Genomic DNA, 21,747 nt, shown 5'->3' with positions numbered 1-21,747 from the left:
TTACTATGTGGTATTTCGCATGGATTCTAGGTGTACTACTTGCTTGTGCATTCGGTATCATCAACGCTCTTTGGTTAGAGCACTCAGAAATGATGGATAAAGACAGTGAGTGATCTCGCTGATAAGGTAGCGAAGTTACATCAACCAACAGATAAGACTCTGCTGAGAGTCTTATCTCTCATCCTTGGCTTTATGCATGTTGGATTGGTGATGTGGGAGCCAGAAGCGTACAGCCAAGCGATTGGTGGATTTAACGCCGTCATCGCTCCAGCATTGATTTGGGCAGTGTGCTCAAGCATGGTGTTTGGAGTGGGCTTCAAGCCGAGAAGTTGGTATTGGCAGGTACTATTCAGCCCGTACTTCTCTCTGACTATCTTATTCTACTTAACTTTACTTTATTTCACGTAGCTTGAAATAAGCTGAAATAAAGTCGGTTATTTCATCATCGATTAGGAGCCAGACATCTTGTCTGGCTTTTATTTTTTCTACAAAAATCAAAAATATTCCGCTCACTTGGTACCAATTCATATTGCTTAAGTTATAGTAACTACTTTAAAGAATTGACTCTATTGGTACTCTCTTGCAAGGCACATCTAACTCATTCTGCTGGCCGATCACCGTGTACTATGAAGACACAGACGCGGGCGGCGTTGTTTATCATTCAAATTATCTTAAATTCTTTGAGCGTGCCCGCACTGAAATGTTGCGTGCGAAAGGTATCTCTCAACAAGTGTTACTGGAACAAAACATCGGTTTTGTTGTCCGACACATGGATATCGATTTCAAACAAGGTGCAACACTGGACGAACATCTGACAGTCGTAACCCGAGTGTCAGAAATAAAACGTGTGTCTTTACAATTCTGTCAAGAGTTGGTCAATGATCAAGGGCGGATATTGTGCAGTACCCTTGTTAAGGTAGCATGTATCGATAATAAGAAAATGAAACCAATAGCTATTCCAGCGTTTATTAATTCGGAGCTAACAAATAGTGACTGCTGATATTTCCATTTTAGATCTCTTTCTTCAGGCAAGTCTGTTGGTAAAACTTGTGATGCTGACACTACTTGGTATGTCGATTGCGTCATGGGCAATGATCATTAAGCGCAGCAAAGTGCTTTCCCATGCGTCAAAAGATGCAGAATCATTTGACGATAAATTCTGGTCAGGTACGGATCTTTCTCAGCTTTACCAAAAGGTGAAGAGCCGTAAAGACGAAATCATTGGCACAGAAGAAATCTTCTACGCCGGTTTTACAGAATTTGCGCGTCTGCGTAAGAGCAACGCGAACTCTCCAGCTTATATTATGGAAGGTACAGGACGTGCAATGCGCGTTGCGGTTGCTCGTGAAGTCGATGAGCTTGAAACCAGCTTACCTTTCCTAGCTACGGTAGGTTCAATCAGCCCGTACATTGGTCTGTTTGGTACTGTATGGGGCATCATGCATGCGTTTATCGCGCTGGGTGAAGTAAAACAAGCAACCCTTTCGATGGTTGCACCAGGTATCGCAGAAGCGTTGATCGCGACGGCTATGGGTCTGTTTGCTGCCATCCCTGCCGTAATGGCCTACAACCGACTAAGCAACAAAGTAAGTAAACTTGAACATACTTACGCGACTTTCTCCGAAGAATTCCACAGCATCCTTCATCGCCAGGCGATGGCTGGCCGAGACAGCGCGGATAAGGAATAAAGCATGGCGGGTTACCAACCTAAAAAGCGCAAAATGACGGCAGAGATCAACGTTGTACCTTATATCGACGTGATGTTAGTACTGTTGATCATTTTCATGGCAACCGCTCCATTCGTGACGCAAGGTGTCGACGTTGAACTACCCAAGACTTCAAACGCAACACCCGCGCAGGAGCTAGCAGGAGATACTGATAGTAGTTTCATCATTATCGAAATTGATCGCGATGGTAACTTGGGTCTGAGTGTCAACGATGAAGAAGTTCAACGTGGCTTATCGCTGCAAGATGTGATTGTACGTGTTAAAGCTGAGCGATCGCTTAAACCTGATTCACCTGTTGCGGTAGGTGGCGATGCAGCGACGCCGTACGCAGATGTAGTCCTTCTACTTGATGAATTGAGTCGTGCTGGTATCCCTAAAGTAGGGCTCCTGACCGATATCAGGGAATAAACGTCAACTATTCATGAAAGAAAAAAAGAACCAGACGAAAGAGTACTCCAAGCCAATAATGATATCGGTGGGTTTGCACGCCCTGTTGGTCGTCGCATTGCTTTGGGGTACGGATCTAACAATGTCAAAACCTGAACCAACGGGACAGATGGTTCAGGCTGTTGTTATTGATCCTAAGCTTGTTCAGCAACAAGCGAAAGAGATTCGTCAGCAACGCGAAAAAGCCGCTAAGAAAGAGCAAGAACGTCTTGATAAATTAAGACGTGAAGCTGAGCAGCTGGAAAAAAATCGCAAAGCTGAAGAAGAGCAAATTCGTAAGCTGAAAGAGCAACAAGCTAAAGATGCTCAAGCCGCGCGTGAAGCAGAAGCGGAACGCAAGAAAAAAGAGCAGGAGCGCAAAGCCGAAGAGGAACGTGTTCGCAAAGAGCAAGAGCGAGCTGCTAAGCTTGAAAAAGAACGTAAAGTTAAAGAAGAGGCAGTACGTAAAGCGGAGCAGGAACGTTTAGCGAAAGAAGCGGCGATTGCCAAAGCAGAACAAGAACGTGTGGCGCGCGAGAAAGCAGCGAAAGAAGCAGAAGAAAAAGCGCGTCGTGAACGTGAAGCAGCGCAAAAAGCCGAGCAAGAACGTATCGCAAAAGAAAAAGCGGCCAAAGAGGCGGCAGAGCGAGAACGTAAAGCTCGAGAAGCTGCTGAGAAAGCTGAACGTGAACGTAAGCTACAAGAAGCAGCATTGGATGACATTTTTGCTGGCTTAGAAGATGAATCAGAGCTAAATAAGCAAGCCAAAAGCAAACATGTACAATCAGAATTGGGTCGTTATGCCGCTATTTACAAGCAGTTGATAGAAAGCCGTATTATTAAGGATGATTATCTTACGGGAAAGTCGTGTAGGCTGAATGTAAAGCTGGTTCCTACTGGCACTGATGGTGTTGTAAGAAGCGTTGCTGTGTTGAACGGTGACACTCGTCTGTGTAATGCCGCAAAAAGTGCTGTAACCCAAGTTGGCAGCTTCCCTATGCCTAAAGATCCAGATGTTATTGAACAAGTAAGAAATATTAACTTAACTGTTGAGTACTAAATAAAGGAACAGAGACGTGATTAAACGCCTTTTACTAGGAATGTTTGTACTGCTAAGCAGTATGACGAATGTAGCGAACGCTGCACTAGAGTTGGTTATTACCGACGGTATAGATTCAGCACGACCAATTGCTGTGGTTCCATTTAAATGGGAAGGTGCCGCGCCGCTTCCAACAGATATTTCTGCGGTGATAGCCTCTGATTTGCAACGCAGCGGAAAATTCAGCCCGGTACCGACGAACAAAATGCCACAGACGCCTTTTAATGAATCTGAGGTTAACTTTGATTCATGGACCAACCTTGGCGTTGATGCCTTACTGACAGGCTCAATTACTCAAAATGAGCAGGGTAATTACGTGGTTAACTACCAGCTGGTTGATATTGTCCGTGGTCAGCTAACAGGCGGTCAGGGTAAAGCACTAGGCAGTGATGGTGAGTTAGTACTATCGAAAGACCATGTGCTGTTCAACAAAGTTGCGACGGTAGAAGCGTCTCGCATGCGTGAATACGCTCACCGAATTTCCGATTTGGTTTATGAGCAACTGACGGGTGACCGTGGCGCATTCATGACCCGAATTGCCTATGTAGTAGTGAGTGACACCGAACGTTTCCCTTACCAACTGCGTGTTTCTGACTACGACGGTTACAACGAGCGTTTGGTACTTCGCTCTAAACAGCCGTTGATGTCACCGTCTTGGTCTCCAGATGGCCAGAAGCTAGCGTATGTAAGCTTCCAAAACGGTCAGTCTGAAATTTACATCATGAATATCTACACTGGCGAACGAGAAAAGATTACTTCTTATCCTCGTCACAACGGTGCACCTAAGTTTTCGCCAGATGGAAGCAAACTTGCACTTGTTCTGTCGAAGACGGGGTCATTGCAGGTCTACACATTCGACCTGAGATCTCGCCAGCTCACACAAATTACGCGTGGCAGATCAAATAATACAGAACCGTTCTGGCACCCAGATGGAAAATCGTTGGTTTTCACATCGGATAGGGGTGGAAAACCTCAAATTTATCAAGTAGATTTGGGCAGCGGTGATACTAATCGTTTAACTTGGCAAGGTAGTCAGAACCTGAGTGGTCAAATCACACCTGACGGCCGATTTCTGGTGATGGTGAATCGCAGTGATTCAGGCTTCAACTTGGCAAAACAAGATTTAGAAACAGGCGCTCTTCAAGTTCTTACCAAGACCTTACTTGATGAGTCTCCAAGTATTGCTCCGAACGGTGGCATGGTTGTATATAGCTCCATGTACAATAAGAAAAACGTGCTTTCGATGGTTTCCATTGACGGCCGATTTAAAGCGAGATTACCTGCGACAAATGGACGTGTAAGAGCGCCTGCGTGGTCACCGTTTTTGTAATAATAAGATAGATTAATAAAGGAAAATAAGATGCAACTTAACAAGGTTCTAAAAGGGCTACTAATCGCGCTTCCAGTTATGGCTATGACAGCGTGTAGCTCAAGTGACGACGCTGCTTCAAGCACTGGTGATGCAACTAACCAAAGCGGTGCTGTTGAAACAACAGTCGTATCGCCTATGGATCAAGCGGGTCAATTGACTGAGCAAGAGCTGAAAGAGCAAGCGCTACGCGAAACGCAAACTATCTACTTCGCATTTGATAACTCAACAATTGCAGGTGATTACGAAGAGATGTTAGCGGCTCATGCAGCTTACCTAAGCAAAAACCCATCACTACGCGTAACTATCGAAGGTCATGCTGATGAGCGTGGTACTCCAGAGTACAACATTGCGCTAGGTGAGCGTCGTGCACAAGCGGTTGCTAACTACCTACAAGCTCTAGGTGTTCAGGCAGACCAAATCTCAATCGTTAGCTACGGTGAAGAGAAGCCACTTCTTCTGGGTCAATCAGATGAAGTGTACGCTAAAAACCGTCGTGCGGTTCTAGTATACTAATTCGAGGAATTCCTCATGTTGTTCAGTAACACTAAGCGCGCTGTTGCGCTTACGTTACTGGCAAGTGCAGCGAGCTTTGCGTTCGCTGCACCAGCTCCAGTATCTGATCTCAACAGCACATCCTCAGTTTCTAAGAGTCGTTCATCCGAAACGGATGTCGAACGATTAGAACGGCTGCTGCAAAGTCGCAGCCGACTTCAGTTCCAAATGCAAGAGCAAATTGACCAAATGTCACGAGAGATCAGTGAACTAAGAGGTCAGTTGGAACGAAACAACCATGAAATGAAGCAAATGCTTCAGAGACAGAGAGAGCTATTCGTTGAGCTTGATCGCATGCGTGGTGAGATGAAGTCAGCGCCCGTCTCTCAAGAGACGCAGCCAGCAGAATCGGGTGGCCAGTACACACCGAATGCTGATGAGCAAACGGCTTACCAAGACGCTGTGGATCTTATCCTTAAAAAGCGTGATTACGCTGGTGCAATTGCTGCATTCCAGCAATTCCAGAAGGATTATCCTGACTCTACCTACTCAGCAAACTCACATTATTGGTTAGGCCAATTGTATTACGCTAAGAAGCAGGATAAAGAAGCTGCAAAAAGCTTTGTTGCGGTGGTTTCTTACAAAGATTCTAACAAGCGAGCGGATGCATTGGTTAAACTAGGCGATATCGCTGAGCGTAACAACAATGCAGAGCAGGCGAAGAAGTTTTATCAGCAAGTGGTCGATGAGTATCCAAATAGTGCCTCAGCGAAAATTGCTGCATCTAAGCTGTGATCACTGTCTTTGATTATGTTTAAAAGGAGCTTCTGGCTCCTTTTTCTTTTATGGGTTCAGCGTAATGGTTAGATAAAACAATAGAAGTGTTAATTGGAACAAAGATATACGGCTAGACCGCTAGAAATTCTAGTTACAGGTTGGTTTTTGAAAATTAACGAGGTTACAATACGCGGATTAAAGGAAGTTGCGTAGAGCAAGAGCAAGAGCAATGAGCCATATACTAGATAAAATCGACACTGTTTACCCATTCCCTCCAAAACCCGTTCCGTTGAGCGATGAAGAGAAAGCGTCTTACATTGAGCGCATCAAAAAGCTGCTTAAAGAAAAAGATGCCGTACTGATCGCGCACTACTACACCGATCCAGAAATTCAGGCGTTGGCTGAAGAGACCGGCGGTTTTGTTGGTGACTCGCTAGAAATGGCGAAGTTTGGTAACCGTCATCCGGCAAGTACATTGATCATCGGTGGCGTTCGCTTTATGGGAGAGTCGGCGAAGATCCTAACTCCGGAAAAGCGTATTCTAATGCCAACATTAGAAGCGGAGTGTTCTCTTGATCTTGGATGCCCAGCGGATAAGTTTAGTGAGTTCTGTGATGCTCACCCTGACCATACGGTTGTGGTTTACGCGAATACTTCTGCAGCCGTTAAAGCGCGTGCAGACTGGGTGGTAACATCAAGTATTGCGCTTGAAATCGTTGAACACCTGGATGCAGAAGATAAACCGATCATTTGGGGGCCTGACCGTCACCTAGGTTCATACATTGCGAACAAGACTGGCGCAGACATGCTGCTATGGCAAGGTGAATGTGTGGTCCACGATGAATTCTCTGCCGACGCACTACGCAAAATGAAGAGCGTTTATCCTGATGCTGCAATTCTTGTTCACCCAGAATCACCAGCAAGCGTGGTAGAACTGGCAGATGCTGTGGGTTCAACAAGTCAGCTTATCAAGGCGGCGAAAGCGCTTCCGCATAAGCAAATGATTGTGGCGACAGACAAAGGCATCTTCTTTAAGATGCAGCAACTTGTTCCTGAAAAAGAGCTGATCGAAGCCCCGACAGCAGGTGCTGGTGCAACATGTCGCAGCTGCGCTCATTGCCCTTGGATGGCGATGAACGGTTTGAAAGCGATTGAACAAGCACTTCGTGAAGGTGGTGAAGAGCATGAAATCTTTGTGGATGAAGAGCTTCGCGTTAAGTCTCTTATCCCATTAAACCGCATGTTAGATTTCGCAGAACAGCTTAATATGCAGGTAAAGGGTAACGCATAATTTTTCGCGTTATCTTAATATGAATCTCAAAAACCAGCCGAATATGGCTGGTTTTTTTGTGTCTTACAATCAATGAGTTACTATGTAATAACGTAATGAATTTAGGGACTGAATACTTATGGCAGTGTGGCTGGTCGTTAAGAAGTGGTTAAGTTCGCACCTTTTTAAGCTACGTACCCGCAACCTTATCGTCATTAGCCTTTTATATATCAGCCTCTCTTGGGGGTTATTGGTTCTGGCGGGCGAGACGGAACTTACGGAGAACTTTTCCAGCTTCATCTATTACCTGATGGTGACGGCGAGTACGGTCGGTTATGGTGACCATTCTCCGGTGACGGACTTGGGTAAGTGGGTCGTTGTCTTGTTTGTGATTCCGGGAGGGTTAAGCCTGTTTGCTGCGCTTTTGGGACGTGTAGCAGGTGCGGCTGTGGAATATTGGCGAGCGGGTATTATCGGTAAACGGAGAGTAAGAGTGGAAAACCATATCGTATTGTTGGGGTGGAATGGTTCGAGAACCATGCATCTGATCCGCATGTTGCAGCATGAAGAGGCTGGTAAGCGTCCTGTCGTACTGTGCAGCCGTTCGGATATTGAAAACCCGCTACCGGGTGAGATTCATTTTATCAAAGTAACCAGTTACACCGATTCTCAGGAGATGAGAAACGCCAACATCGCCGAGGCGAGCTGTATTATTGTTGATAACCTGTCAGATGACATTACGCTTTCTGCGGCACTGTATTGTGCTTCGGTGAACCCTGACGCACACTTGCTCGCCTATTTTAAAGACGAAGCTCTGGGTCGCTTATTGAGCCAGCATTGTCCGAAAGCCGAGTGTATTCCAGCTGTCGGAGCCGAAATGTTAGCAAAGGCAGCGGTGGACCCAGGTTCCAGTGCATTGCACCAGGAATTGCTTGCCTCAACCCGAGGTATGACTCAATACTCCGTGATCTATCCTGAAAATCAACCAACCACTAAGATAGAAAACCTGTTTGGTTTTATTAAAAAGCATCATCATGCAACGCTTATTGCCATAGATTTAGGTGGTGGTATTGAGCTTAATCCGGACCTAAATACTGACGTACCACCAAAAAGCAAACTGTTTTATATTGCAGATGAACGTATTGAAGATTTTGCATGGAACGAAATGACAAAGGACAAATAATGCACATCATCGCAGACTTGTTAGCGGGATTTCCCTATTTCTTACTCTACTTCTCAGTGTCGATTGTTTTCGTTTTGGCGTTCAAATTCGTCTATATAAAATTGACACCTTATGATGAATGGCAACTTATCAAAGAAGAGCAAAATACCGCAGCAGCGGTGGCGTTAAGTGGCGCTTTTCTTGGTTACTGTCTAGCAATTGCAGGAGCGGCGAAAAACTCAATCAGCATTATTGATTTTATGGTTTGGGGTGTCGTCGCGTTGTTAGCGCAGCTTATTGCGTTTGGAATTGTTCGTTTTATTCTAATGCCAAAAGTATCAGAACGGATTGAGAACAACGAGTTACCTGCGGGTATCGTGCTTGCCGCAGTATCTGTTTCGGTCGGTGTACTTAATGCCGCCTGCATGACGTATTAGGAGAAACGATGAAACGCAGCTCTAACGTTAAACGTTCATCCATGGATAAGCGCTTTAAAGTCAGCCGACTTATCCCGTTTGCAGCCTTTGGCGGTATCTTTTACCTTGCCACACAGGAGTCCACGACGGAAGGCGCGATCTACCTTGATGCCGACGAGTGTAAATCATCGGAATCTGGATTCAGTGAGCAGTGTGAGATTGCCTATCAGGAAGCGATGGCTAGAGCGGAGCAAAATGCCCCACGTTATACTTCAGAGCATGAGTGTGAGAATGACTTCTACCAAGATGACTGTTATTACAGTTCTCGGTATCACTCCTATGTTCCCTTCGTCAATGGGTTCTTTTTCAGTCGCGCTCTTAGCAATCTGAAGGGCTACAACAAGAGTTACTACTCAGAGCCAATGTACCGTTACAAGTCGAAATACTATAATGGTGCCGGGCAGTTTTATGGCTCGTATCGAAACCAGCCGACCAAAGTTGCGAGTAGCCGATTGAACAAGCGTGGTGGCGGTACGATTGGTCAGGCTATGTCCCGAGGCGGCTTTGGCAAAGCGGTTTCAGGTAGTCGCGGCGGTTAACAGAATTATGTTTCGAAGAGACATCCGAGAAAGGGAAAACTGGCGTGAACTAGCACGCCAGTTTGGTTTTGGCTTCCATTCCATGTACGGCCAACCGTACTGGGACGAGACGGTTTACTACCAATTTACTCTTGAGCAGATAGAACAGGAGCTTGAAGCGCCAACGGAAGAACTGCACCAGATGTGTCTCGAAATTGTTGACCAAGTAGTACGCAGTGAGCAACTGCTGACTCAATGTGCGATTCCTGAATCGATGTGGTCGCAGGTCGCATCTTCATGGCAACGAAAAGAGCCGTCTCTCTATTCACGAATGGACTTCGCTTATAACGGTTCTGGGCCAGCTAAGCTGCTCGAAAACAATGCCGATACGCCCACATCTCTGTTCGAAACCGGATTCTGGCAATGGGTGTGGCTAGAAGATGTGGTCAATAAAGGGCGTATTCACCAAAGCGCGGATCAATTCAATATACTGCAAGACTTCCTTATCGAGCGCTTCGCTGAGATTGCCAAATTACAGCCGGGGCAAACGCTGCACTTTAGTTGCTGCAAATATACCGAAGAAGACAAAGGCACTGTGCAGTACTTGGAAGATTGCGCCCGTGAGGCTGGGTTATCGACGGCTTTTGTTTACGTTGAAGATATCGGCGTGACGGAAGAGGGGGTGTTTGTTGACGCGGATAACCGAGCCATTCGCTGGATGTTTAAACTCTACCCTTGGGAATTTATGTTTGAGGATGCGTACAGCACTTATCTCGCAACCGCGAAGGTTAATTGGTTAGAACCAATGTGGAAGTCCATTCTTTCGAATAAAGCGCTGTTACCATTGCTGTGGCAACGCTTCCCTAACCACCCCAACTTACTGCCCGCCTATTTTGCACACGATCCCAAAGCAGCAAGCTTAAAAGACTATGTGATTAAGCCGCTGTTTTCCCGTGAAGGGGCAAATATCGAGATAGTTAAAAATGGTCAGTGCGTGGTGAAAACACCAGGGCCTTATGAATCTAGCAAAAATATTGTTCAGCAATACCACCCCTTACCGAAGTTTGGACAAAGTCATACGCTTATCGGTAGCTGGCTGGTCAATGATCGAGCTGCGGGGATTTCCATTCGTGAGGATAGTAATCTAGTGACTCAAGATATGGCACGTTATATTCCCCATATCATTTTGACCTGATCAAAAAAGCTCTCCGTGGAGAGCTCTATTATCTTCATTATTTGCGAACGTCTTTATGAAGTTATTGTGCTTCAGCGAGTGTCACGCCGCGTTGAGTCAAACCACAAAGCATTACAGGCATCGCATTGAAGATCTCTTCGAATTGCTCAAGCCCTTCCATACCTTGTTCTGCTAGCGTTTCGATCGTGGTTTCTGGATCGTACAGCATCGTCAGAGAAAGCAGTACACCACCAAGTAGCGCGTTATCTTCACTCTCTTCTGGCATTAGAGTTTCCCAATCATCACGCGCCAACTGCCAGCCTTGTAATACGCCTTCACAGAAATCGCGAGTGGTGATCGTTACGATGTCTTTTTCATCCAGCGCACAGCCATCAGGCCAACCCCAGGTTCCGTCCAGCAGCGCAGGGCGAGTTTGATTCCACACTTGTACAATTTCATCAATGTAAAGTTCTAACTGCTCGCCATCACTAAAAGGCGCTGTCTCTTCGCCACCCCACAAGAATGGTAACCACTCTTGAGGCATCAATACATTTGGTGCAGATGCCATTGCGGTAACAAAGCCTTGAGTCTTCGCTAGGTTTAGTAGTTTTCCATCAAGTTCTGGAAGAGAAAGAATGTCTTGTAGTTTCAAAATAGAATACCATCTGTTCATGGGCTGGTTGGTTGCGGACATCTTACCAATCAATTAACGATAAATCGATATTAGGGAAGATTTGTTAACACCTATGGAAATTCGCTCGTCACTTCGCAGAAAAAGTATTTTCGCACTTACGCTCTACCTCTGCTTCTTTATCGCAACGGTTGGCTCGGTGGTGTACTTTGTGCTTGAGCCGCCTGTACGTGAAAAACTAGAACAAAACCTCGATTTACGAACACAACTTTTAGCTTCTCAGATTAAAGAACCGCTGCTTACATCAACCAGTGTCCTTAACAGCCTAGTAGGCCTGGCTCAAAGCCCCAATCAAACCGGCTCTTTCAGTACGACTATTCCTCAAATCTTACGTTTAAGCGATGACATGATTGTTAGCGGTGGTTTGTGGCCAAAGCCTGAACAACTTTCTGACCAACGGAAGTATACCAGCCTGTTTTTCAACAAGAATCAGGATGGCAGTATCGATCAAATTCATTCGTACAATAACCCTGAATCGGCGGGATACGATAAGGAACTCTGGTATGTCGTTGCAGCCAACGCGTCAGCAGGCTCTATGCGCTGGTCTTCGGTTTACATTGATAGTTTCACCCAAGTTCAAATGATCACCGTTTCTGCACCTTATTTTAGAGACGGTGAGTTTGCTGGTGTAGCAACGGTGGATGTTTCTCTAGAAGCTTTGTTTCATTTTATTCGTGAGCAGACCAATCAATACTCGCTGGGCGTTAACATTCGAGATGCCAACTCAAACGTGATTATTGAACATAATTTCCATCTGCGGGAAGGCATGTATATTAGTGAACTTCACTTTGGAGAGTTCAACTGGCGAATGGAAGTGGTGAATGCGAAAGAGCGTGTAGCCGATCAAGTTTTTGCTCAGGTGATGAGTGTAGAAGGCGGTATCATCCCGTTTTTGCTTATATGTGTATTGGTCGGTTACTACTTACTTAACCGTTATATCGTTGAGCCCATTCTCAAAATAGCGGCAAAGATTGATGATTCGAAAACGGGGGGAATCATCGATATTGAATACGACAGTGAAGATGAGATAGGGCACCTCATCAAAAAATTTAATGAAAAGACCATATATCTAGAACATGAAAAGATAAAAGCGCAGGCATCAACTAATGCGAAAACCGCTTTTCTGGCGACGTTGTCTCATGAAATTCGTACGCCAATGAACGGGGTTTTGGGCACCGCGCAAATATTACTAAAGACCAGGCTAACCGATGAGCAAAGAACGCAGTTAAGTACACTGTATGAATCAGGCGATCACATGATGACATTGCTTAACGAGATTCTGGATTACTCGAAAATCGAGCATAGTCACGTTGAACTTTCTAATTCACCATTTCCGATCGAGTCTATTATCGGCAGTATGAAAAGTGTCTATCAAACCTTATGTGAAGAGAAAGGATTGCGATTCCGTGTTGTTTCACAGGTACCATCCGGACGCTGGTATGACAACGATAAAGCAAGACTACGCCAGATCCTATTTAATCTGCTAAATAATGCTGTCAAGTTTACCGAACGCGGTGAAGTTGAGGTGACGTTAAGGGAGCATGAGACTCAAAGTGCGACTAAGTTGAGTATTGCGATTAAAGATACTGGCATCGGGATACCAGAAGACGCACAGAAGCGTATTTTCCGCCCATTTGAGCAAGCAGAATCTTCGACAACCAGACGTTTTGGCGGGACTGGGCTTGGGTTGGCGATTGTGAAAGAAATTGCTGAGAATATGGGGGGCGGTGTCTTGGTTGAAAGTAGGGAAAACATTGGTACCACGTTCACCGTAGAGATTGAATTAACCCCTTGCGAACCGGGAGAAACGGGATCGTCGGCCCTCAAAAATAATCTGGACTGTATTGGATTACACGCCTTAATCGCAGAAGATAACACCACCAATGCCATGATCATGGAGACGTTCTTACGCGCTAAGGGATTTGAATGCACTCGAGTTGAAAACGGTCAGTTAGCCGTAGAGAAAGTGAGAACGCAGCAGTTTGACTTAATATTGATGGATAACCATATGCCTGTGTTAGACGGTATTGGTGCGATATCTGCCATCAGAGCAATGGCTTCAGAAACAAAGTCGGTTCTCATCTTTGGCTGTACTGCAGACGTATTTAAAGAGACACGAGAGCTGATGACAGAAGCTGGAGTGAACCATATTATCGCTAAGCCAGTGGTCGAATCAGAACTCGACGACGCGCTATACCGCCATGCAGATTTGCTCTATCAGTACCAAGCTCCGAAAAGTCAACAGGCTGACTATTCTCATCATATAAATACGGACTCATTGCTACTTAGCTTTTACATTTCTCTTGATAACGGCAATCTTCATGAAGCGCTGGACGTATTCTCCGCCATCATTAAGCACATCACGCCGCATTCCGATGAGGAACTTGCACAAGTCACAGCTCGTATAGAAAGTAATTTACAACGTCAGGAGGCCCCTGAGCCTGCGGATATCGATGCACTGACAATCATGCTTGCCACCCCTTAACGTACCAACGCGTCTTATACGTTAGTCATTATTGTGTATAGATCAGCGTTCTAAGAAATTGGGAAGCTCTGAATTATCTCCTGTTGGTAGCATAAGCGAGTTATTTTGGGCTTCTTGTGCCAGATTTTGTTCCACAAAATTACCTTTTCTCCTTTTCTAACTTCCTTAAACGTAGCAATTTTTGGGTTTTTTACGCCATTTTTGATCATAAAAGTGCAGTTTTTGTCCAAATAGGTGAATTAAACTACTTTCGTTTCAAATTTTGGTTATAAATTTACATCCTCATTTTAAAAACGGAGACATAAACTAAAAATATTGTGTTTTAATAGCGACATAATCTGGATGGTTGGCTGATGTGCAGTTAATCATATTTATTTTTATATTAATTGCAGTGTTTGATTTTAGAGGTTGATAAATGAAGTCTCGTGGACCATTTTGTATTCGTAATGCCGCAGCGGATACCTTTGCTATGGTGGTTTTTTGTTTTGTCACAGGGATGATTATCGAGATTTTGATTTCAGGAATGACGTTTGAACAGTCTCTGGCATCACGTACGTTATCCATTCCTGTAAACATTGCTATCGCTTGGCCTTATGGTGTTTTCCGCGATTGGGTGTTGCGTCAAGGTAATAGAGTTTCACCGTCTTCATTTATGAAAAACGTGTCTGACCTTATCGCGTACGTGCTTTTTCAATCTCCGGTGTATGCAGGCATCCTGCTTGCGGTAGGAGCATCCACAGATCAGATCATCACTGCGGTAGCAAGTAACGCTGTTGTATCTTGCGGAATGGGTATTTTGTATGGCTACTTCTTAGACATGTGTCGCCGTTGGTTCCGAGTTCCTGGCTACTATCAAAGTATTTAATTGACACTGTTTTGTTCAATTTAGTTACTTAGTAAGCAAATAGCAGAAAAACGGGGCTTTTTTTCATATTTAGCCTTGACCATAGGCCGCATAATCATTAAATTAGCGCCTCGTTAGCCAATGATGCTAACCACAATCTGATTCGGTGAGTTGTCCGAGTGGCTGAAGGAGCACGCCTGGAAAGTGTGTATACGGCAACGTATCGAGAGTTCGAATCTCTCACTCACCGCCACATTCTGTGAGCCCTTGTAGTGTAAGGAAACCTTATGTTACAAGGGCTTAGTTGTTTCTGGCGTAGCTACCTACTGGTACAAAGGGTAGGTACAAATGAGCATTATGACGTCTCCATACAAACACCCTCAAACGGGAGTCTATTACTTCCGTATGGCTGTTCCCAAAGCCTTAGTTCCCATAATTGGGAAGACCGTCTTCAAGACCTCCTTAAGAACTAAAAAACTCCGTGAAGCAAAACTGAGCAGGTTAAAACTGAAGATGATACTTCTGGTGATTACAGCCTTGATGCACTTATTTACCCTACAGTTTCTTTACCACCTGCTGAAGTTTAAGCTCCGGAAACTTTGATTGACCCTAGTCAGCTAGGTACGAATTGTGGTTGGGCAAACTATACAGGAAGGCCTGTTATCAGTGTACCTGCCGGATTCTCAAGTAATTTCCCTGTTGGGTTAAGTTTCTTGGTGAGTGTTTCGAGGGGTGGGAAGCTTTTAGGTGTAGCGGCTGCTTTGAAGAATCAACGAATAATCAAAAATTACCAGAGTTATAACTTTATGTTTAAATCGTGATTAAAGAAACAATCCCCTTCAGCGCACTATATGCTGGAGGGGATACCTATTATTACAATTACCTGTGGTTAAAACTCCGCTGTCCCTATATTAGAACAATCAGCAGTAAGTTGACTTCCAGCTTCACATACCTGATACAAGAAGGTACCACCGCCTTTACCTAGGGATTCATCCGTAAAAGTAGTATCAGTAGTCTCGTGCAACCAATTACCATCTCGGTATATGTCTACTGTCACAGGATCACTGTTGTCTAGCCAATTCCAATTCAGATTAGCCGTCATGGTCCCTCTATATTTGCTAGATGTGACGTTGAGAGCAATACCATAGCCTGCTCCACTAGGCTCTAGAAGAGTAATGTTTTCTGAGTAGGTATCTGTTACTCCACCGTCATCAGTTACCGTTAAGGTAACAGTGTAGGTACCATAGCCAACATAGGTGTTACTTGGATTCAGACTCGTCGACGAGCTACCATCATCAAAGTCCCACAACCGGCTTATGATACTACCATCGCTATCAACAGAGCCGTCAGTGAAGTTAACGGTAAGACGGCTAGCATCATTACTATCAATCGAATATGTAAATCCTGCCGTAGGTGCTTGATTAGAGGCTTGCTCTACTAGGGCTAGAGTAGCTGAAAAGTTACTAACATCCAGTAGCGGCTCTTGAATCACGTCATCCGAATCGTCGCTCCAATTCAAATTACCTAAAGATACTACGGTATAATATAAATCATCCACTTGGTCTGCATTTTCAGGTGGATTAGTACTCGCCAATAGCGCCAGAGCACCGGCCACATGCGGCGAAGCCATGGATGTACCACTAATTGTGCCGTACTCTCCCTGTTCCAGTGGATAGGTGGATAGAATACAGACCCCCGGTGCGGCAATATCAACGGAAGTACCCCAGTTACTGAAATCAGCCAGAGTGTCATCTTGATCTGGGCGGCAGGTATCAGAGCCAAGACCTCCAGACACACCATCAAAGTCTGCCAGGGCACTTACGGTTAACACGTTATCGAATGCTGCGGGGCTATAATTATTTGCATCATCGCCCTCATTGCCTGCCGCAACAGCAAAAGCGACACCAGCGTCAACTGCTCCTTGAATCGCATCGTATTCTGCCTGGTTGAAGCCAAAACCTCCCAAACTCATATTGGCCACTTCGATATCTGGTTGAGCCGCTATCCAGTCGATTCCGGCAACTATCCATGATACATAACCGCTGCCTCTGGAGTTTAACACCTTCACTGACCACAGACGGGCACCGGGTGCAACCCCAACCACACCAATATTGTTATCCAGCGCCGCTATAGTTCCGGCTACATGAGTGCCATGATAATGGTCATCATCCCCACCACTACCACATGTCGTGTTAAACGGTCCTCCTGTTGCACAATTAACGCCGCCAACGACATTCAAATCTGGGTGCTCAAAATCGATGCCGGTATCAAGAACAGCAACATCCACATCTACCCGGAAATCATCCTCACTATCAATATCAATTCTGGTATTACTATCAGCATTGATACGCGGTATACCTGTGGGGATTTTCTGAGCTGAAATATAGCGTAGATCATCTGTGGCGATATATTTGACCGTAGGGTTTTTCTCCATAGCTGCCACTGCCTGGGGCGGTACTGTGATAGAAAAGCCTTTCAGGGCGTGCTGGTAGATAAAACCGACCTTGCCGCCGACCTGGCGTGAGATCTCGTTGGCTGCCGCCGCCGGGTTATCGATATAGTCATGAAGAACAACAATATATCCTCCGGAAGGAGGAGCGGCCATCGTGGCAGGTGTAACGCTAATCAACGCTGCCAGCGAGAGTAGCAGAGTAACTAAAATCTGTTTCATCGTAATTGCTCCAAACTAGATTAAGCTTTTCCGGTGGTAACTAGCTGTCCGGCTAATCTACTTTTAAGCGTAGTAGGAGATAGCGTTATAATTAAACTCATAAACCATTAAATTTGAGATTTATAACGGCTTTGTTGCCGAATTCAGTTTAAGAGTTAACTCTATCTAAATAGCCTGTATTTTAAACAATATACTGAGTTTCAGGCGTACCGAGCCCTGTAAGCTTGTTTAACTCCTTAATCATGGCGTAACTCTCCCCAAGTTGTGCGTTGTAGTGACGCAGAGTCAGTGATGAACCGAGTAGTTGCTTCACACGGTACATGGCGGTTTCAGACAGTGAGCGCTTGTGGTAACCATACTTTTGTTTCCATTTATTTATCGCTTCTTCGTCAATCCAAAATGTAAGCGAGCCTCGTTTAACCAGAGAGTTACTGTACTGATGCCAGTTTGTGGTTTTGTAGCGGGGTTTTGGCCTAAATTTGCTTTACAGCGGACAATTGTCCGTGTTGTTTAGTTCAAGAGCACATAGGATGGATGCAATGGTAGAGAAAAAGGAACAATCATGACTCCTCATATTAACGCATCAAAAGGTGACTTTGCTGAAACAGTTCTGATGCCGGGCGACCCACTTCGAGCCCAATTTATCGCTGAAAACTACTTGTCTAACGCTAAGCAAGTGAGCGATGTGAGAAATGTACTCGGCTTTACTGGTGAATACAAAGGAAAGCCCGTTTCTGTACTGGCTTCTGGTATGGGTACGCCGTCAATGGCGATTTACTCGAACGAGTTAATCAATGAATACGGCGTGAAACAGTTAATTCGTGTCGGCAGTTGTGGGGCGATTGCAGAAGATATAAAGCTGAGGGATATTATTGTTCCCAATGCGGCTAGCACAGGCAATGCCATGAACCGTGCAAGGTTTGCCGGTTACGACTATGCAGCTGCACCGGACTTTTCGATGCTTAAAACATGCTGGGATGTGTCTGAAGAGATGTCTATTGACGTGCGAGTCGGAAACATTTTCACTAATGATTTCTTTTATGAAGATCCTGACTACCTCATGCCAGCATTAAAAACTATGAACATATTGGCGCTAGATATGGAATCAGCCGCACTGTTCTCGATTGCGGCAAAAAATCGCGTTAAAGCACTAAGTATTCTCACCGTCTCTGATCACGTGGTAAAAGGTGGTGAGCTTACACCACAAGAGAGACAAACATCGTTTGATAACATGATGATCTTGGCTCTAGAAACGGCGACTAAATAACTTTGCCAGCGCCGCATATACACTGCGGCGTTCTGTCGATCCGACGCCAAGAAAGGTTGTCTACAAATTGCCTACTAACTTATAGCGCCTGCCTGTCTTTTCTAAAATCCCTTCATCAATTAAGTCATGAATAATTCTGCGGTAAGTGCGTGGGGTGATACCGAGTTTCTTTGAGTTTAAGGTTGACGACATTTCAAAATAGTCTTGGCCAGATAGATTGTGTGCTTGGAGGATTTGATTTTCGATGCTGGTTCTGGTTGGTTGGGTGAGTGTTTCAATCAGTTTTCTTACGTTAGTGTTATAGCGTTGTGTCATTAGGTTCATTAGATCGGAAAACACCGTTTGGTTTGCCGAAAGTACTTTCAATACCTGTGGTTTTGTTAGCTTGTAATAACTTCCGGGCTGGTTGGATCTGACGCTAAAGAGTGAGTGATTGTCCTTTTGGAAAAACTCCATCTCGCCGATAAATCCGGTGTAATTCTCCTCTATTTTTAAAATAAACTCGTTACCATTACTATTTATATATGAAATGGTTAAGTTAGCATTAAGGCAAAACAGGAGCGAGGAAACGGCGACAGATTGTTCTAGTAAATACTCATTTTTTTCGTAGTGGTGTTGATGGGCGCCACAAGACTCCAGCACCGAGATGATATGTTGCAAACGTGGTACTCCTAGTTGCAATAGTTACTGGTAAAGGAGTGTCACGTATAGTCATAAGCCATCACACGACTTTAGCGATTAGGCGACTGAGGTATTAACGTGATTGCTTAACAGCCTGTCCATTTACCTATACTTTAATAATATGGATTATATCGGTATAGGCAATGATTTTCTCGAAGATGTCTTGGACACTTCTAGTACTGGAAAAATATTAACGGCATCGCTATTGGTATCTCTACACAACGTCGAACAACTGGCCTTGCGCAATAGTTCCAGTATTGGTTCTTAGGCTTTGCGCGCCAGCAACGGTTGCCATCCAGTACGCTTCGAGTAGCGCGACTATTACCTCTTTAGTACAGCGTTGTTCAGCGGATAACTGATAGTCAACACCATTTTCTCGTGACCGCATCGAAACATCATCTAAACAGTGAGCGGTACGGAGAGGGGGGCTACATCAGAGCCGAGACCAACTTGAATCTCATTATCCAATATCTAGCGACATGGCAGCGCAGTGTCAGAAAAGAAGATGTTAGATAGGGGGCAATGGGCCGATGATGAGTCGTGCCGTTGAATAATTTCTAAGTCATTTTTGGTTAATGATAGAGCCTGTGGCAACCGCTTCTAACCAAGGCGCCCCCATTAAAACGTGAGTGGTGCAAGCAAATATTTGTCCCGCTGCTGTCATAAAAAAGGAAGTAAGAATTCATTTCGGGTCAATTTGACTACGCACAACTTGGCGGAGCTTCCACCATGATTAAGGCACTGAACAAGCAGGGCTCGGTATGTCTGGAACTCAGTGTAGTGATTGAGAACTGCTCAATTTAAGATCGGTTGATTTACCACCCGAAGTACGAAACAAAGTCGTGTGATGATTATCATAGTTTTAAATTAATTATTTTTAATCAAAAAAAGAGGGTTATTGATTAGTGTCAAAGTTATATAACTTAAATAACCTTGCGTGCTGTATTTTTATTGCCTTTGTTACTCATATTCTCGGAATTGTTGCCATTATTGCTATTTCTAATAGCTAGGATTTAATTTAATAATTTCATCGTCTCCTTTCTACTTGCTAATTTAATTAGGCGTAAATCAAAGATTGCAACTGTATTTTAATGGCAAAGGGCAAGGCGATGGAAATAGGAAAAAATATGGCGCTTGGCGCGCACTCGGCGGATATTGCTGACTTTACAGATCAAGACCGAGAAAGACTTTCTGCGCGAGGCTATGCGGAAGAAGTATTACCACTTGGAAAAAAACAACGTACATGGGAAACGAAGAACTTTATTACCGTTTGGATGGGACCGATTCATAACATTCTTAGCTATTTCACAGTCGTCAGTTTTTTTGCCTTCGGACTTAACGCAATGCAGGTGGTTGCGGCAATACTCATTGCAGCATGTATTGTATCTGCGGGGTATGTTTACAACGGTCGAGCTGCGGCAAAATATGGCATTCCGTTTGCGATGCAAATCCGTGATACCTTTGGTATCAAAGGAGCCGCTTTCCCTGCAATGATCCGTGGTTTGGTCGCGGGTTTTGTGTTTTTTGGTCTCACCACCATCGCTTCCGCGCAAGCACTTGATATTGTTTTAGCTCGATTGTTCCCTGGATTTTTAGAAATCGGGGGAGGTGCCACCATAGCCGATCTTGCCATCCCGACTGCGATTTCATACGCTATCATGACCGCCATCACTGTTGTTCTTTACCTCTCTGGCCAAGCGCTTATTAATAAATTCTCTGCATTTGCTTCTCCTGTTGTTTGGGTTTTGATGGTGATTGGTGTGTTCCTCGCTATTGGGAATGCAGGTGGGTTGGGTGAGGTATTCAGTTACCATCCGGCAGCAGGGACTGAAGTGACGGTCGTAGGCTTTATTACTTGCGTTTCTATGCTTGTGTCTAACTGGGCCGGTCCTATCGTCAACACAGGGGATTTCACTCGTAACGCAACCTCTATGTCTGCGCCTATGAAAGGTTTCCCGATCGGTATGCTAGTCTCCTACATCCTATTCGCTGTGGTTACAGTAAGCTTTATGGCTTCTCTCTCTGCGCTTACTGGCGGCGCAGTTGATGTGAACAAACCAACCATCTTCGTTGATGCGATCAACTCAATTGGCAACCCATTTATCGTTATGCTGCTTATTTTGGCGATGAATGTGGGGGCAACGGCTTTCGTTGTTTTCGGTAACATGATGCCTTCAGGTCTACAGCTCACCGCACAGTTCCCTAAACTGTTTAACGTGAAAACAGGTGGTCTCGTTGCTGCCGTAGTGGGTACATTAATCCTACCTTGGAAGTTTGTTGAAAATACCACCATGTTATTCCTTTTCTACAGCTTTATCGGTTCAATGTTTGGTCCAATCGCTGGGATTATGTTGGCAAGCTACTTCTTTGAACGCCGTCAAAAGCTAGACCTTGACGCTATTTACCCGGAACCAGGCACCGATGGTGGTCACGAAGGTCGTGTGAACCGACGTGCGGTAGGCGTATTGATTTTCAGCTTCATTATTACTATGGCGGGTAAGGTGTTCACAGGTATCCCAGTCCTTGCCACGATCAACAGTTGGGCATTCTTCAGTGGTCTAACTATCGGATTTATTGGTTATCTACTAGTAGGTGCGAGTAAAAACGCGTAACTC

At 44.9% G+C, this 21,747-nt stretch carries 23 protein-coding genes, 1 tRNA gene and 1 pseudogene; 20 read left to right on the top strand and 5 right to left on the bottom strand.

The genetic code is table 11. The annotated features are described in order from the left end of the window. Positions 1–5 precede the first annotated feature (5 nt). The 14 genes from cydX (at position 6) to L3V31_RS08695 (ending at position 10,514) form a co-directional block, all read left to right on the top strand. On the top strand, positions 6–113 hold the full coding sequence (gene cydX, locus L3V31_RS08760) for a cytochrome bd-I oxidase subunit CydX (RefSeq protein WP_000270284.1): 108 nt from the start codon (positions 6–8) through the stop codon (positions 111–113). Then, a complete protein-coding gene (ybgE, locus tag L3V31_RS08755; protein ID WP_237315693.1) occupies positions 106–408 on the top strand; it encodes a cyd operon protein YbgE in 303 nt (100 codons plus the stop codon). Before cydX ends, ybgE begins: the two co-directional genes overlap by 8 nt. 172 nt (positions 409–580) lie before the next feature. Beyond that, positions 581–1,000, top strand: a complete 420-nt coding sequence (gene ybgC, locus L3V31_RS08750) for a tol-pal system-associated acyl-CoA thioesterase (RefSeq protein ID WP_237315692.1) — start codon at positions 581–583, stop codon at positions 998–1,000. Next, positions 990–1,688, top strand: a complete 699-nt coding sequence (tolQ, locus tag L3V31_RS08745; RefSeq protein WP_237315691.1) for a protein TolQ — start codon at positions 990–992, stop codon at positions 1,686–1,688. The genes ybgC and tolQ overlap by 11 nt, the downstream gene beginning before the upstream one ends. 3 nt (positions 1,689–1,691) lie before the next feature. Then, on the top strand, positions 1,692–2,135 hold the full coding sequence (locus L3V31_RS08740) for an ExbD/TolR family protein (RefSeq protein ID WP_014231361.1): 444 nt from the start codon (positions 1,692–1,694) through the stop codon (positions 2,133–2,135). 13 nt (positions 2,136–2,148) lie between these two features. After that, on the top strand, positions 2,149–3,213 hold the full coding sequence (tolA, locus tag L3V31_RS08735; RefSeq protein ID WP_237315690.1) for a cell envelope integrity protein TolA: 1,065 nt from the start codon (positions 2,149–2,151) through the stop codon (positions 3,211–3,213). A gap of 16 nt (positions 3,214–3,229) precedes the next feature. After that, positions 3,230–4,582, top strand: coding sequence for a Tol-Pal system beta propeller repeat protein TolB (gene tolB, locus L3V31_RS08730; RefSeq protein ID WP_237315689.1), 1,353 nt, complete (start codon positions 3,230–3,232; stop codon positions 4,580–4,582). A 30-nt stretch (positions 4,583–4,612) separates the two neighbouring features. After that, entirely contained in the window at positions 4,613–5,137 is a 525-nt protein-coding gene (gene pal, locus L3V31_RS08725) for a peptidoglycan-associated lipoprotein Pal (RefSeq protein ID WP_237315688.1), read from the top strand. 18 nt (positions 5,138–5,155) lie between these two features. Then, the gene (gene ybgF, locus L3V31_RS08720) at positions 5,156–5,911 is read left to right on the top strand and encodes a tol-pal system protein YbgF (RefSeq protein WP_237315797.1); all 756 of its coding nucleotides are present in this window, start codon (positions 5,156–5,158) and stop codon (positions 5,909–5,911) included. 211 nt (positions 5,912–6,122) lie between these two features. Next, positions 6,123–7,184 (top strand): quinolinate synthase NadA, encoded by a 1,062-nt coding sequence (gene nadA, locus L3V31_RS08715; RefSeq protein ID WP_237315687.1) that lies wholly within the window; start codon positions 6,123–6,125, stop codon positions 7,182–7,184. A 118-nt stretch (positions 7,185–7,302) separates the two neighbouring features. After that, on the top strand, positions 7,303–8,346 hold the full coding sequence (locus tag L3V31_RS08710) for a potassium channel family protein (protein WP_237315686.1): 1,044 nt from the start codon (positions 7,303–7,305) through the stop codon (positions 8,344–8,346). Continuing rightward, positions 8,346–8,762 (top strand): DUF350 domain-containing protein, encoded by a 417-nt coding sequence (locus tag L3V31_RS08705; RefSeq protein ID WP_237315685.1) that lies wholly within the window; start codon positions 8,346–8,348, stop codon positions 8,760–8,762. The genes L3V31_RS08710 and L3V31_RS08705 overlap by 1 nt, the downstream gene beginning before the upstream one ends. Before the next feature lie 8 nt (positions 8,763–8,770). Continuing rightward, on the top strand, positions 8,771–9,340 hold the full coding sequence (locus L3V31_RS08700) for a DUF1190 domain-containing protein (RefSeq protein WP_237315684.1): 570 nt from the start codon (positions 8,771–8,773) through the stop codon (positions 9,338–9,340). Positions 9,341–9,347: 7 nt separating this feature from the next. Continuing rightward, complete coding sequence (locus L3V31_RS08695; RefSeq protein WP_237315683.1) at positions 9,348–10,514, top strand: glutathionylspermidine synthase family protein; 1,167 nt, start codon at positions 9,348–9,350, stop codon at positions 10,512–10,514. Positions 10,515–10,575: 61 nt separating this feature from the next. Here L3V31_RS08695 and L3V31_RS08690 read toward each other — a convergent pair whose 3' ends face one another. Beyond that, a complete protein-coding gene (locus L3V31_RS08690; protein ID WP_237315682.1) occupies positions 10,576–11,187 on the bottom strand; it encodes a YecA family protein in 612 nt (203 codons plus the stop codon). 52 nt (positions 11,188–11,239) lie between these two features. Here L3V31_RS08690 and L3V31_RS08685 point away from each other — a divergent pair, with 52 nt between their 5' ends. The 4 genes from L3V31_RS08685 to L3V31_RS22080 all read left to right on the top strand — a co-directional run bounded on the left by L3V31_RS08685 (position 11,240) and on the right by L3V31_RS22080 (position 15,116). Continuing rightward, positions 11,240–13,669: a hybrid sensor histidine kinase/response regulator gene (locus tag L3V31_RS08685; protein ID WP_237315681.1), complete on the top strand. Its 2,430-nt coding sequence runs from the start codon at positions 11,240–11,242 to the stop codon at positions 13,667–13,669. A 415-nt stretch (positions 13,670–14,084) separates the two neighbouring features. Then, positions 14,085–14,534 (top strand): L-alanine exporter AlaE, encoded by a 450-nt coding sequence (locus tag L3V31_RS08680; RefSeq protein WP_237315680.1) that lies wholly within the window; start codon positions 14,085–14,087, stop codon positions 14,532–14,534. A 144-nt stretch (positions 14,535–14,678) separates the two neighbouring features. Continuing rightward, positions 14,679–14,766, top strand: a tRNA-Ser gene (locus tag L3V31_RS08675). Positions 14,767–14,861: 95 nt separating this feature from the next. Beyond that, complete coding sequence (locus L3V31_RS22080) at positions 14,862–15,116, top strand: DUF6538 domain-containing protein (RefSeq protein ID WP_346014847.1); 255 nt, start codon at positions 14,862–14,864, stop codon at positions 15,114–15,116. 286 nt (positions 15,117–15,402) lie between these two features. On the opposite strand, the gene L3V31_RS08670 is transcribed toward L3V31_RS22080, so the two are convergent. Both L3V31_RS08670 and L3V31_RS08665 read right to left on the bottom strand, forming a co-directional pair. Further along, the gene (locus tag L3V31_RS08670; protein WP_237315679.1) at positions 15,403–16,800 is read right to left on the bottom strand and encodes a S8 family serine peptidase; all 1,398 of its coding nucleotides are present in this window, start codon (positions 16,798–16,800) and stop codon (positions 15,403–15,405) included. Between the two features lie 565 nt (positions 16,801–17,365). Then, positions 17,366–17,560, bottom strand: a pseudogene (locus L3V31_RS08665) (IS5/IS1182 family transposase); the annotation flags it as partial. Positions 17,561–17,743: 183 nt separating this feature from the next. Between L3V31_RS08665 and deoD the strand changes: the two are divergent. Further along, the gene (gene deoD, locus L3V31_RS08660; RefSeq protein WP_237315796.1) at positions 17,744–18,451 is read left to right on the top strand and encodes a purine-nucleoside phosphorylase; all 708 of its coding nucleotides are present in this window, start codon (positions 17,744–17,746) and stop codon (positions 18,449–18,451) included. A 60-nt stretch (positions 18,452–18,511) separates the two neighbouring features. On the opposite strand, the gene L3V31_RS08655 is transcribed toward deoD, so the two are convergent. Beyond that, entirely contained in the window at positions 18,512–19,111 is a 600-nt protein-coding gene (locus L3V31_RS08655; protein WP_237315678.1) for a Crp/Fnr family transcriptional regulator, read from the bottom strand. Positions 19,112–19,346: 235 nt separating this feature from the next. Next, positions 19,347–19,520: a hypothetical protein gene (locus L3V31_RS08650; RefSeq protein ID WP_237315677.1), complete on the bottom strand. Its 174-nt coding sequence runs from the start codon at positions 19,518–19,520 to the stop codon at positions 19,347–19,349. A gap of 721 nt (positions 19,521–20,241) precedes the next feature. Here L3V31_RS08650 and L3V31_RS08645 point away from each other — a divergent pair. Further along, positions 20,242–21,744 (top strand): cytosine permease, encoded by a 1,503-nt coding sequence (locus L3V31_RS08645; protein WP_237315676.1) that lies wholly within the window; start codon positions 20,242–20,244, stop codon positions 21,742–21,744. The last annotated feature ends 3 nt before the right edge of the window (positions 21,745–21,747 follow it).

This window comes from Vibrio sp. J1-1, assembly GCF_021728395.1.
Lineage (GTDB): Bacteria > Pseudomonadota > Gammaproteobacteria > Enterobacterales > Vibrionaceae > Vibrio.
This window is presented reverse-complemented; position numbering and strand designations above follow the sequence as displayed.

Excerpts from the sequence above, each read along its gene's own strand:
- cydX (WP_000270284.1), top strand. The coding sequence starts at position 6 with ATGTGGTATTTCGCATGGATTCTAGGTGTACTACTTGCTTGTGCATTC.
- L3V31_RS08740 (WP_014231361.1), top strand. The coding sequence starts at position 1,692 with ATGGCGGGTTACCAACCTAAAAAGCGCAAAATGACGGCAGAGATCAAC.
- tolA (WP_237315690.1), top strand. The coding sequence starts at position 2,149 with ATGAAAGAAAAAAAGAACCAGACGAAAGAGTACTCCAAGCCAATAATG.
- pal (WP_237315688.1), top strand. The coding sequence starts at position 4,613 with ATGCAACTTAACAAGGTTCTAAAAGGGCTACTAATCGCGCTTCCAGTT.
- nadA (WP_237315687.1), top strand. The coding sequence starts at position 6,123 with ATGAGCCATATACTAGATAAAATCGACACTGTTTACCCATTCCCTCCA.
- L3V31_RS08710 (WP_237315686.1), top strand. The coding sequence starts at position 7,303 with ATGGCAGTGTGGCTGGTCGTTAAGAAGTGGTTAAGTTCGCACCTTTTT.
- L3V31_RS08705 (WP_237315685.1), top strand. The coding sequence starts at position 8,346 with ATGCACATCATCGCAGACTTGTTAGCGGGATTTCCCTATTTCTTACTC.
- L3V31_RS08700 (WP_237315684.1), top strand. The coding sequence starts at position 8,771 with ATGAAACGCAGCTCTAACGTTAAACGTTCATCCATGGATAAGCGCTTT.
- L3V31_RS08695 (WP_237315683.1), top strand. The coding sequence starts at position 9,348 with ATGTTTCGAAGAGACATCCGAGAAAGGGAAAACTGGCGTGAACTAGCA.
- L3V31_RS08690 (WP_237315682.1), bottom strand. The coding sequence starts at position 11,187 with ATGTCCGCAACCAACCAGCCCATGAACAGATGGTATTCTATTTTGAAA.
- L3V31_RS08685 (WP_237315681.1), top strand. The coding sequence starts at position 11,240 with ATGGAAATTCGCTCGTCACTTCGCAGAAAAAGTATTTTCGCACTTACG.
- L3V31_RS08680 (WP_237315680.1), top strand. The coding sequence starts at position 14,085 with ATGAAGTCTCGTGGACCATTTTGTATTCGTAATGCCGCAGCGGATACC.
- L3V31_RS22080 (WP_346014847.1), top strand. The coding sequence starts at position 14,862 with ATGAGCATTATGACGTCTCCATACAAACACCCTCAAACGGGAGTCTAT.
- L3V31_RS08650 (WP_237315677.1), bottom strand. The coding sequence starts at position 19,520 with ATGCGGTCACGAGAAAATGGTGTTGACTATCAGTTATCCGCTGAACAA.
- L3V31_RS08645 (WP_237315676.1), top strand. The coding sequence starts at position 20,242 with ATGGAAATAGGAAAAAATATGGCGCTTGGCGCGCACTCGGCGGATATT.